The sequence below is a fragment of the Mycolicibacterium confluentis genome, assembly GCF_010729895.1.
GTDB lineage: Bacteria > Actinomycetota > Actinomycetes > Mycobacteriales > Mycobacteriaceae > Mycobacterium > Mycobacterium confluentis.
In genome coordinates this window covers 4,850,353-4,861,831 of the sequence record NZ_AP022612.1, presented here as the reverse complement: position 1 = coordinate 4,861,831, position 11,479 = coordinate 4,850,353, and the positions used below count along the sequence as shown (strand labels likewise).

The following is an 11,479-nucleotide window of genomic DNA, read 5'->3' as shown; positions in this document are numbered from 1 at the left end:
ATGAGCACCGCATCACCGCGCGCGCTGACGGTCCTGGTGGTCCCGCGCGCGCACACCGAGCACATCGTCGCGCTGCTGGGCGACTACTCCGCGGCCGGTCTGCTGGCCGAGTTCGTGTGGGTCGATGCACGCGACGTCAGCGGGGTGTCGACGGCCGCGACGTCGGTGCGCGGCGGCCGCAGCGAACCCGTGCAGTTGCAGCAACTGCTGACCGCCGAACGGTACGACCGCATCCGGGTCGTGGTGCTGGTGCCGATGGAGGCTCCGGCGGGTGAACGCGTCGAACTGGCCGCCGAGCAGGCGGTCGAGCAGACCGTGCGCAGCAGTTCGATGGGTGCGCGAATCACCCTGTTGCGCATGCTGATCACGCGAGGCGGCAGCGAGCCGGTGACCCCCGATCTGGCCCTGGTGCTGGAGGGCTGGCACAACCTGCTGGTCGCGCCCGAGGACTCGGCCGGGCCCGGGTTGGGGGCCGTGCCGTGGGGCCGCATCTCCGATCCACTGGACCTGGCCCAGCATGTCGCCCCCGTCATCGCGGGCACCAGTGGACTGTGGGCCGGGGTCGAGCAGACCCCGTTCGACCAGTTGGAGATCCTTCCGGGGCAGACCGTGCGCGCGGTGCGCGGGTTCTACCGTCGCCTGGACACCACGCGCGTCGAGGCCCGGTTGCGTGCGCAACTGTTCGACCCCAGTGGGCGCCTTCCCCTTCCACGCGGCGGGCAGGTCCCGGTGGTCTACGTCGAGGACGTCCCGACAGCCACCCGGGCCATGGCTCAGGCGCTGTGGACCAAACACCGCGACGTACTTCGCGGACCCCGACTCTCGGGCACCGAGGAAGCGGCCCAGTCCATTTCGATCGGCACGGCCTTGAAGATGTTCTTCCGGTTCATCGGGGCGGCGCTGCGAAGGGCCCCGTCGGCGTGGCTGTCGGCGGTGCTGGGATCGGCGCGTTCGGTGGTTGCCAGCACCGTGCAGGGCACGGTGTTCGGCCGGACCAACTCGGCCTTCTCCGTGGTGGCCAACACCGAACTGGCCGACTGGCAGGATCTGGGCCGCAGCGCCGAAACCCTCTCGAGCGCACTTGGCGGTCCGCCGCCGGGCGAGCATTTCGCCCGGCAGGACCTCAGCGGACTGTGGACCGACTTCGTCAACGGTGCTTTGACCCTGGCCGACGGCGGACGTCGCGCCGGCGGCCTGGAGCCCATCCAGATCGGTTCCGGGGTCGGTGTGGTGGCCAACTCCGCCGACGTGGTGCCCAGTACGACCGAACAGTTCGCCGGGGTCCCGACGTCGTTGGCCGCGGTGATCGGCGTCGACGCGGTCGAGGCCGCCGACGTGCTCGGGGCGGCCACCCTGCGGGATCGCCTGCGCCGGGCCTACCAGGACCCCGCGGCCGGCGTCGAAGCCCGCACCACCAGCACCGAACTGGACAACTGGCAGGCGGCGCGCGCGAACAGCTATGCGGTACAGGTCTCGTCGATCCTGGTCGACTTCCTGCAGCGGGCCCGCACCGAGGTCGGCCAGTTGGTCACCGGCATTCAGGCCGCAGCCCAGCAGGACGGCGTCGACGAGCACCTGCGGGCCCGCCAGCGCGCGATCGGCCTGATCCTCAAGACGTTCTCGTGGGCGCTGTTCGCGGTGTTGGTGATCCTGCTGGCGATCGCGGCATTCGGTTGGGTGAGCTGGTCATTCGCGTTGTCCACCGGCGGCGTGCTGATCGGGCTCTACGTCGTGGTGTCGCTCGTGCTGTTCCTGCTGGCACAGCGTGACCTGTTCGCCGAGATGAACCTGCGAAGATCGCAGGAGAGTCAACTCGAGTTGATGCAGGCCAATCTGCGCAATGCGTTGACCGACGTCGCTCGGCTGTCCTCGGCGTACGGCCAACTGCTGGCGTGGAGTCGGGTGGTGGGCACCGTGCTGCGGGCGCCATTCGGCCCGGCACCGGCGACCGGACCCGAATCGGGGCACCTGTTCGACGGGCTGCCCCGCTCGACGCAGGTCGGGGTTGCGGACCCCAGCCCCGAGCATGCGGCCAACGCGGCCCACGCGGTGCAGCGCAGGCTGTATGCGCTCGGATGGCTGAGCCGGCCCTGGGACGACATGGTCGCCGCGGCGGCGCAGCAGTTGCGGGAGGATCCCGTGACACTGTTCCGGATGCCCGGTGTGGGAACAGGTTCCGGACTGGACCAGTGGTCGGTGGCGGTGGCCTCGGGCCGGGTCCAGCCGGCAGGTGCCGACGCGCTGTGGGCCCGGGTCGAGCAGATGTTCCTCGATGACACCGCCGCCCAGTCTGGCGGGATCAGTGACTCGCTCGCGGGCCTGGTGCAGATCCCCGCCCTGGGGCGTCAGGTGCCCACCGCGCAGTTCTCGGCGGGCATCACCGACCACCGTCCCGGGCACGCCGCGCCGTTCGACGCGTCGCTGTTCACCAACGCCGCCGTCACCGCGGGCCGAGGAGCAGTGGCCGTGGACGACCTCGTGCTGACCCGCGTCGGGTTGGGTTACCGGGCCGCCGTGGTGCAGGCCAGCGACGGCCTGCCGCCGTATGAATTCGCGATCTTCGAGGTGCCGATCTCGATCATGCCGGGTAGCGAGGACGATGCCACGGTGATGATCTCGCGCACCGAGCGCACCGAACCCCCCGGCGAGGACATGGTGTTCTGATGTCCGACACCAATCCGGCTCCCGAAACAGTCAACGACGCAAGGCTTCCCGCGTTGCTGGCGTGGCGGCAGCAGTTGATCGACTCTGAGGCGATCTCGGCTCGAACGCTCAAGGAGGCGCACCTGCGCCTGGTGCTGCGTTCGGGGCGCAGTGACGTCGAGCAGATCCGCGCCATGCTGCCCGGCGCGGTGTCCGAACACGCCGAGTCGTTGGCCGCGCTGCTGGCCGAACTCGACGCCGACCCACCACCTCCCCCCGCGGGCCGGCACCGGTCCGGACCCGGCGACGGGCCTGCCGCCGAAGGGGTCGAACAGACCGCCATGATTTCGGTGGCCAACCTGTCCACACCGCCGCCTCGGAAGATCATCGAAACCGATTTATCCTCAGGTGATTTCGCGCCCTTCGCGTTCGGTCCGTCGCACGGCCATTCGCATGCCGTGACCATCGTGCCCCGACACGACACCGCGGGCGCGACGACAGGCAGGCAGCTGTCCTGGCCCGCGTTCCTGCCCTCGTCGCACGGCGGCGAGTCCGTCGTGGTCTACCGCGTGATCTCCGCGGAGGAGAGCAGGCCGTACTCGCCCGACCGCGCCGACGTTGTCGCGATCACCACCGACACCGAAGCGCTTGACGTTCGGCCACCGGGGAGGGCGGTCCGGCACTTCCAGGTGTGGGTCAACAGCGGTCCGACCCGAAGCGCGGCCCTGGCCGCCCAGCCCGAACTGCACGCCGAGGGTGTGCTGATCAGTCCCGTCGCCGGGGTGAGCGTCCGCGAGGATCACGGTCGCGTCATCGGGCAGTGGACGGTTCCTCCGGGTGTCGAGATGGTGCACGTGCACCGGATCCCCGCCGAGGTCGACGGACGTGACGGACCGCAGTTCCGCATCCTGGCGACCAGCGACAACCTCGGGGGGTTCGTCGACACCGAGGCCGTCGGCGGACAGCGCTACACGTATCGCATGCGGTGCGCGGCCACGGTCGACGGCATCATGCGCCTCTCTGAGGCCGCGCAGGTCGACATCGAGATGGCCGCGGTGCTCTCGCCCGTCACCGATCTGGTGGTCACCCCGTCTGGCCCAGGTGTCTTCGATCTGACCTGGACGCCGCCCCGCAACGGAGTGGTGGTGATCTACCGCAGTCAGGACGGTCCCCGCGCGGGCGCGGATGCGGCCGAACTGCCGGAGGCCGCGCTCGACCAGATCGGGCTGTCCCCTGACATGCGCCTGACGCAACCGATGTCGCAGCGCACCGACGGGTCCGGGCGCGTCACCGCGACGATGACCGGAGTGTCATGGCCCTCGGCCTGGAGTCGCTCGTACTTCACGCCCGTGACGGTGCTGGCGGGCACTGCGGCCCTGGGCGCCACCCAGTCGGCGGTGCGCACCGGTGAGATTCGCGATGTGGAGTTGGCCGAGTACTGCAACAAGCAGGTGATCACCTTCGACTGGCCTTCGGGTGCCGCCGCGGTCGTGGTGCATCTCGCGCCCAGGGGACACGATCCCCGAAACGGGCTGACCGGCAAGAAGTTCGAGATCTCGCTGGAGGAGTACGAGAAGTACGGCGGGATGCACCTGGCGGGTCAGCTCCCAGTCACCGGCTGCTCGCTGCACCTGGCGCCGGTGGCCTTCACCCGCGGGCAACGCGTGCTCGGTGCGGTCCGCAGCATCGACTACGAGGGCCTGCTGCGGCTTCAGTACGCCATCCGGATCGGGCGCGACGACAGGGGCGTGCCCACCCACGCGACGGTGGCGATGCGCTCCGAACACGACCTGCCCGGGTCGCCGGCATTCGTGCTGGTCCACAACGCCTCGCGAATCCCGTTGTCGGTCAGCGACGGCACGGCGGTCGATGTGGCACCCGTCGACGAGCAGGGGCGGCTCACCGACGCGCCGTCGAAGGAACTGCGGTGGTCGGCGCTGACCACGCACGGCAACGGTGAACTGTGGGCGGCCAACCTGCGTGACCTCACCACGGGGTGGCTGCGCCTGTTCGTCAACACGCCGTCACCCGCGCGACTGCGCACGATCGCCCTGCTCGACCCGCCCGTCGAGTCGCTGCGACTGTTCCCGATGCCGCCCGGGCCGCCACAGTGACGGCGTCGAGGTATGGCCAGCTGACCTACACCTCGTTCGACGCCGCGGGCAGTGCGGGCGGGTGGCAGGTCAAGGAACGCAGTGGCGACATCTCCGCCGAGGAGGAGCGCGGACTGGTGGCGGGCGTGCGCACGGTGTTCCATCCAGACCCGCCGCTGCCCGCCTACCCGACATCCGAGGACCTCGAAAAGGGGCCCCGTCGACTGGCATTCGGTCGGCTGGATACGGGTGCGGCCGCCTACTGGCACAGCGTGCCCGCCGGTTCGGATGCCACCGGGCGGCCCGGCAACGTGTTCGCCCATGTCGTGCTGGATCGGCGCCCCGACGAATCGCCGCGGCGGCCGATCCAGTGGTGGCGTTCGGGCGAGTGGCTGCGCCCCTACGGTCCCGGCCCGGTGGCCGCCGCCCAGTTGGCTCCCACCCCGCCGGAACCCGGCGTCGCGGTGACCCCCGACAGCGTGATCGACTTCCTGCTGGACCCCCGACATTGGCGGTTGGGAACGCTTTTCGGGCTTCTCGACGCGGTGTCAGCGGCAATGGACGGCCAGGCGCCGGTGGTTCTCGGCGTCGACTCGCCGGACGATGCCGCGCAGTGGACGGGCCTGCTGAGCTTTCTGATGTCGGCGGGCACGGCATCCCGGTTCAGCTTCTCGACGTTCGACCGCGCCGACGGCCTTGCCGCCGCCGTACGCGCGGGACAACATCTGATCGCCATGCCCCGGGCTGACCTCGCCGCGCTTCCACCACGGGTCGTCGCGATCGACGACACGGCCACCATGTCGCTGGGCGAACTCGGTGTCGAACCGCACAGAACCGCCGCCGGCCAAGCCATCGAGGTCACCCCATGGTCGGCGATGGCACAAGTGGCGCTTCTGGATTCGGCCTCCGCCCGGGGACTGTTCGACGACATCGATCACCACGCTGCGGCGGCCGGGGACGAGGGACTGCATCCGGCGTGGCCGATGGCGATGGCGGTGGCCGCACGCCCCGAGTTCGCCGACGCCGAAGAGGAGGCCGCCTCGGTCATCGCGGCACATTCACCGCGCGGCGCGGCGCTGGATTCGGCGGTGGGCCGCACCCTGGCTGCGGTGGTGGCCGACCGCGTCGGCGTCAGCACGGCCGACGCCTGGCGCGCGGTGCAGCAGGGTGCGGACGGTGCCGCGGGCGAGATGATCGACCGGATCTATCTGTCCCGCGCCGTCACCGATCCGGCGTGGCTCGACCAGCCGAGCCGGATCCCGCACCCGCCGTCCACTTTCCATGGCCGCCCGGTGCCTCATGACCTCTCGAATGCGCTGGATCAGGGCCTCACACAGGCGCGCGACGCCGGCCCCGAGAGGCTGCTGCGCCTCGCGGATCTGACCATCCGCTCGGGCATCGACGACGACGCGATCCGGCGCAGCCTGGCCGAGGAGGTGGCGCCGGCACTGCTCGACGAGAGCATCGGGGCGCGGTTGGTCCGCCGTCTCGGCGGCCGGATCGACGCGCGGACCCGCCTGACCGTGGCGGCCCAGCTGTTGCGGACCCGCACGACGCCCGACGGCGAGGTCGCGGTGCCGATCGACGTCGTGGACTGGTTGGCGTCCGGCGTCGAGGCCCCCGCCGCGGCGCAGTTGACGTCCGCCCGCGCGTGGGACGGTGTGTGGCTGCGTGCCGCCGTTCGAGGGGTGCGGTCGCTGCAGGCCGGCACGGATCCGGCGCGCCAGGCACCCGGTGATCGCCGCGCCGCGTTGTGGTGGCTGAGGATTCACGACGCACCGCAGTTCGACGCACTGGTCGCGGCCCAGGCGTGGGATCCCAGCGACCTCCTGGCGATCGGGGGCCGTGGGCTCACGGGCCGCGCGGTGCTTCCGACCCTGATGGGCGCCGCGGACTCGGTGGGGCTGTCCGAACTGTCGGCCGCGGTGATCGAGGCGCACCGCGAAGACACGATGGTGGCCTGGGCGGCGCTGCGCGTCACCGACCTCGGGACCTGGGTGCAGCAGGGATACGTCGAGACCCATCAGCGCGCGTACTGGCCGCTGTGGGAGGCCGAACTCGCGGCGCTGCGTCCCGGTGTGCTGCACGACGATGCCACGGTGCGACTGTTGGCGCTGTCGATGCTGGCGCTGGTGGGACATCAGCCCTTCCCCCCGAGTTGCGACCGCCTCGCGCGGCTCCCGGGATGTGCGGTCGCCGCGGTCTCCCGCGTCTGCGCGCTGGTGGACTCCGGGGTGCTGAGCGCACCCGTGCTGGTGGCCGTCAGTCTGACGCAGGATGATCCGGATCGCACGGACGAACCCGTGGTCACGCCATCGGTGGCGGCGCTGCTTCGGCAGGTGGCTGCGCATGTCGCGGCCACCCGCGAATTCACCGACAGCGAAGTCGATTCCGCCGCCGCGCTGATGGCGCAGTGGACGGGACAGGACTCCGGCGGCGCGCTGCGCCGCCACCGCAAGATGATCGGCAGGTTGGTGCACGATGTCGAGCGCACCGCGCCGCTTGCCGTCGACACCGCCGTGACACATCGGAGCCGTTGATGCCCATCTACGTTGTCGGCGCGCGCAATCAGCGTGTGCATATACCTCACCAGCCGATCTCGGTGTCGATCACCGGTGCGGTGTCCGGCGCTGAGCTCGAGATTCGTTGTGGTGCAGAGCAGCCCGTGATACGAAACTCCGCCCACCTCGCGGTGCTGCCGCGCCTGCTGGGTGGGGTCTCGATCGCAGTGCGGCCCGTCGGTGCACCGAGGTTCGCGCCCGGCACCGCGATCCACCTCGCGATCTCCCCGGACAACCCCGCCGAGGCCGACCCCGTGCAGGTGGTGTTCGACCCCGTCGACGTCAGCGGCGACGCCGGCGTGGTGTTCGCGACGCTCACCCCGCGTGGACAGCAGATCGAGGTGGGGGTCAGCGCGGTCGCGGATCGTGCGTTGGGCCCGTTGGCCGCCGCGGCACGCACCGCGGCCCGCAATGCGATCGGCCGCGGACAGGCTGCGGCCTCCGGTGGCGGCCTGGTGCTGGCGGTGGACGCCTCGGCGTCGATGCGGTCCTGGTTCACCGACGGCACGGTGGCCGCGGTGGCCGACGTCGTCGTGGGAGTGGCCGACGCCGTGGGTGCCGGCGAGGTCTCTGCGGTCTACGTCGGCGCCGACGTCGCGGGTGTGCCGCCCGTCGTTGGTGCCGACCTCTCGGCCGCGGTGCATGCCGCTGCGCCCCGATGGTGTGCCGGTGCGCGGTGGTCCCGGTTGGCTCCGGGGCCGGCCCGCACCGTGGTCTGCACAGACTTCGTCACCGAGGCTGTGCGACAGTCGTTTCCCACGATCACCCTGTCGAATGACCACCGCCTGGATGCGGCGGGCGGCCCCCGGTTGCCGTCACCGCCGCCCGGCCAGGACGCCGCGGCCGCGATGCTGGCGCATCCGGGCGTGATCGAACGCGTGGTGGTGCCGCTGGCACTGGCGCTGCAGGCGAGGCCGATGTGACGAAGTGCCCCCGCTGCTTCAGCGTCTTGAGCCCCGTCGAGCATCTGTGGACCCTGCCGGCGCAGGCCGGCGGACAGCGCTACCACGACGATGTCGGTTCGGCGTACGCCGGCGCACCCGTCGACTGCGGCCCGTTCTACACCTGGACCAGGCCACCCGGCTACAACGGCCCGCCGCCACCGGCTTTCGAGGCGAGCCGGGCCCTGCAGGGCCCAGCCGTCGAAGTGTGTCCGGTGTGCCACTTCGAACTGCCCGAAGGGTGGCGCGAGGGGCACGCGGTGTGCATCGCGATGGCGGGTGCGCGCGCGACCGGCAAGAGCCTCTACATCGCGGTCCTGGTGAAACAGCTTGAACTTCTGTGTGAGCGCCTCGGCGTCGCGATGAGCCCGGTGACTCGAGCCACCGCGGACGCGTACGCCGTCAACTACGAGAACCCGCTGTATGTGCAGCGCGGCCTGATCGCTCCGACTCCCACGGTGGCGACGCAGTCGAGCCATCAGCGCGAACCGTTGATGTTCTCCCTGGGGGTGTGGGGTGGCGTGCGCCGGTACCTCGTGCTGCGCGACGTGGCGGGGGAGGACATGGAGTCCGGCGACCTGCGGACGCCGGCATTCCGGTTCTTCGCGAACGCCGACGGCGTCTTCTTCATGTTCGATCCGCTGCGGGTCAAGGCGATTCGCGATCAGTTGCAGGACCTGCTGCCCGCACAGATGTTCGGCGGCGGCGACCCCCGTGCGGTCCTGAACAATGTGCAGATGGCCATCGGGACGGGGCAGCCCAGGCTGGCGGTGATCCTGTCGAAGTTCGACGCGTTGCGGGTGCTGCGTGGTGTGGAGGGCTCCGACTGGAGCCTGATCATGTCGAATTCCGGTGCGGCGTATCTGCGGGACACCTCTGATCAGCCTCGCTACGACATGGCCGACGGCGCGCTGCTGCACGAGGAGGTGCGCAGTCTGCTGACCCGCCTGCACGGCGGATCGATCGTCGCGGCCGTCGAAAACCCATCAACTGGAAGGCCGTTGGCGCATCGCTATTTCGTGGTGTCCGCGCTCGGGCAGCCGCCGAGTGGCAACCGTCTGCACTCGCGCGGCATCGCACCGTTCCGCTGCGCCGATCCGGTGCGGTGGATCACGTCGAGCTTCGGAGTGCTGTGAGAGGTCGGGTCGGGAGTCGAGAGGAAGGACGGGTATGACGGGTGCGGGGGGTGGCGCCGACACGCCACGGGATCCGTTCGGGGGCGCACCGTTCGCCGGTGATCCGTTTGCACCACCGCCGAATTCGCCACCGGGCCAGCCTTTCCCTCCCGGGCCGACGCAGAATCCACCGCGGCGCGGTCGCCCGCGGATCCTGGTCGGGGTGCTGACCGCGGTCGCGGTGGTCGCGATCCTCGCGCTGGTGGCCTGGCTCGTGTTCGGCCGCAGCGGGGGTCCGGATCCGGAGCCAGCGGCCGAACCCGCCACCGCGCCGTCGAGCGAGATCATCACCACCACAACGCCGCCGGCACCGAAGACCGTCAGCACCGCAGGCCTGCCGCCGCTGCTGCTCAGCCTTGAGGAGATCAAGGAGATCACCGGCAACGCCGGCCTGGTGGATGCCGGAGTCACGACCAGGGTTGAGGCGCCGCCTGCCAATGTGGCCACGTTCGACCCGCCGGAGTGCATGAGCTCGTTCGGGGCGCATCTGCCCCCGGCCTACGAGAACAGCGGGTATGTCTCGGTGTACGCCAAGAACCATATGCAGCAGCCCACCCCGTCGATGCAGGTCGCCGAGGGGGTTGCGGACTTCCCCGACCCTGCCGCCGCACAACGGGCAGTGACGGCCTACGTCGATCTGTGGCGGGGGTGTGCGGGCAAGCGGTTCCAGTGGACGCACGTGCCGCAGGGCGAGTTCTCGATGTGGACCCTCGGCGCACCGGAGGACGCCGGTGACGGCGTGAGCACGCTGCGGTCGAACAACGACGCCTCGCCGGTCTCGGTGACCAGGGCCGTCGCGACGAAGAACAATGTGCTGGTGGACGTCTGGATCATCGGCAGCGCTGTCTCCGGGGAGGCGGCCACGATCGCGAAGAGGATCGTGGCCCGCATCCCGGCGTGAGGGTCAGGCCGGTTCGGCGGCGCGCAGCGTCCCGACCATCTGGTCCATCAGGCCCCCGTCCGGTGCGCCGGGCGCATCCTGGCTCAGCGCCACGATGAACAGCACGCTGCCCTCCTGGCCCGGCACGGTGGTGGCGAGCATGGAGTGCAGGACCTTGGGCGCGTGGCAGCTGTCGGCCTCGATTCCGGTGACGGTCGCCACGATCTGCACCGCGGGCGCCCCGCCGACGGTCAGGTTGCGGGGCGGGCTCAGCGAAACCTGCGGCACCACACCGTTCTTCGAGGTGTAGATGTCGGAGACCAGGGTGGCCTCCGAGCGTACGGCCTCGTTGATGTCGGTGATGTTCTTCGCCCCAGGAACGCCCGCGTCGGCCCAGGTGACATCGCAGTTCAGGTCCGCGGTGGGCAGCGTCGCGGCCCCACTCATGGTCCGGATCGGGCAGTACCCGAAAGGTCCGTCCGCACACGGCTTCTCCCAGCCGATCAACGTGCCGCACTTGTGCACGGTCCACCCCGGTGGGACGTCGTAGAGCAGACCCCGTGGGCTCACCACGGTGGACCAGCCTGCCGGGGTGGTGGGGCCGGGTCCGCCCTTGAACCCCTCGCAGGCGCCCGCGGGTGCGACGGTCGGCGTCGGAGTCGGTGACGACGTGGTGGTGGTGGTCGTGGTCGTCGTCGGCGCCGTCGTCGTGGCGGACGTCGTGGTGGCCGCGGTCGTGACGGTGTCGTCGTCGCCGGAGTTCAACTGCCACAACAGGGTGGACACCAGCACCGTGATCACGGCGACCACCGCGATGGTGCCCACGATCCACGGGGTGTTGCTCCGCCGCGGAGGTGGTCCGCCCAGTGGCGGCGCCTCGCCGTACGGCCCCCAGCCCGGCTGCGGATACCCCTGCGGCGGATACCCCTGCGGTGGTTGTCCGTGCGGAGGCTGTCCGAGTACGCCGAACGGGTTGTGGCCGTAGGGCGGCGGGGGACCGCCGTGCTGGAATGGGTCTCCGCCCTGAGGCGGGCCGCCGGGAGGGTTCCACTGCGGGGGATAGGTCATCGAAGTCCTCTCTCGCTGCTGCCGAACCTAGCGGTAGTCACGGTGTCCCACGCGCCTCCGCGTAAAACTGTAGCATCTGCTACGGTTTGTTCACGCAATTTAAGGGGTCGCTACAGTT

The 11,479-nt window shown here is 70.5% G+C and carries 7 protein-coding genes; 6 read left to right on the top strand and 1 reads right to left on the bottom strand.

Annotated features, from left to right (window positions below; genetic code table 11):
* The 6 genes from G6N34_RS22920 to G6N34_RS22895 are packed head-to-tail and all read left to right on the top strand — an operon-like array spanning position 1 to position 10,314.
* Positions 1-2,664 carry a hypothetical protein gene (locus G6N34_RS22920; protein ID WP_085151382.1) on the top strand — a complete coding sequence of 888 codons (2,664 nt, stop codon included), beginning with the start codon at positions 1-3 and terminating at the stop codon, positions 2,662-2,664.
* Positions 2,664-4,757 carry a SaeA-related protein gene (locus tag G6N34_RS22915; protein ID WP_085151381.1) on the top strand — a complete coding sequence of 698 codons (2,094 nt, stop codon included), beginning with the start codon at positions 2,664-2,666 and terminating at the stop codon, positions 4,755-4,757. Before G6N34_RS22920 ends, G6N34_RS22915 begins: the two co-directional genes overlap by 1 nt.
* Positions 4,754-7,276, top strand: a complete 2,523-nt coding sequence (locus G6N34_RS22910; protein WP_085151380.1) for a GAP1-N2 domain-containing protein — start codon at positions 4,754-4,756, stop codon at positions 7,274-7,276. The genes G6N34_RS22915 and G6N34_RS22910 overlap by 4 nt, the downstream gene beginning before the upstream one ends.
* Positions 7,276-8,220, top strand: a complete 945-nt coding sequence (locus G6N34_RS22905) for a hypothetical protein (RefSeq protein WP_085151379.1) — start codon at positions 7,276-7,278, stop codon at positions 8,218-8,220. Before G6N34_RS22910 ends, G6N34_RS22905 begins: the two co-directional genes overlap by 1 nt.
* Positions 8,217-9,374, top strand: coding sequence for a hypothetical protein (locus G6N34_RS22900; RefSeq protein ID WP_085151378.1), 1,158 nt, complete (start codon positions 8,217-8,219; stop codon positions 9,372-9,374). Before G6N34_RS22905 ends, G6N34_RS22900 begins: the two co-directional genes overlap by 4 nt.
* Before the next feature lie 34 nt (positions 9,375-9,408).
* Complete coding sequence (locus G6N34_RS22895; protein ID WP_085151377.1) at positions 9,409-10,314, top strand: sensor domain-containing protein; 906 nt, start codon at positions 9,409-9,411, stop codon at positions 10,312-10,314.
* A gap of 3 nt (positions 10,315-10,317) precedes the next feature.
* Here G6N34_RS22895 and G6N34_RS22890 read toward each other — a convergent pair whose 3' ends face one another.
* Positions 10,318-11,361, bottom strand: coding sequence for a DUF8017 domain-containing protein (locus tag G6N34_RS22890; RefSeq protein WP_179965792.1), 1,044 nt, complete (start codon positions 11,359-11,361; stop codon positions 10,318-10,320).
* Positions 11,362-11,479 lie beyond the last annotated feature (118 nt).

What these genes read in the sequence shown, in the direction of transcription:
- G6N34_RS22920 (WP_085151382.1), top strand. Translation starts at nt 1, where the DNA reads ATGAGCACCGCATCACCGCGCGCGCTGACGGTCCTGGTGGTCCCGCGC.
- G6N34_RS22915 (WP_085151381.1), top strand. Translation starts at nt 2,664, where the DNA reads ATGTCCGACACCAATCCGGCTCCCGAAACAGTCAACGACGCAAGGCTT.
- G6N34_RS22905 (WP_085151379.1), top strand. Translation starts at nt 7,276, where the DNA reads ATGCCCATCTACGTTGTCGGCGCGCGCAATCAGCGTGTGCATATACCT.
- G6N34_RS22895 (WP_085151377.1), top strand. Translation starts at nt 9,409, where the DNA reads ATGACGGGTGCGGGGGGTGGCGCCGACACGCCACGGGATCCGTTCGGG.
- G6N34_RS22890 (WP_179965792.1), bottom strand. Translation starts at nt 11,361, where the DNA reads ATGACCTATCCCCCGCAGTGGAACCCTCCCGGCGGCCCGCCTCAGGGC.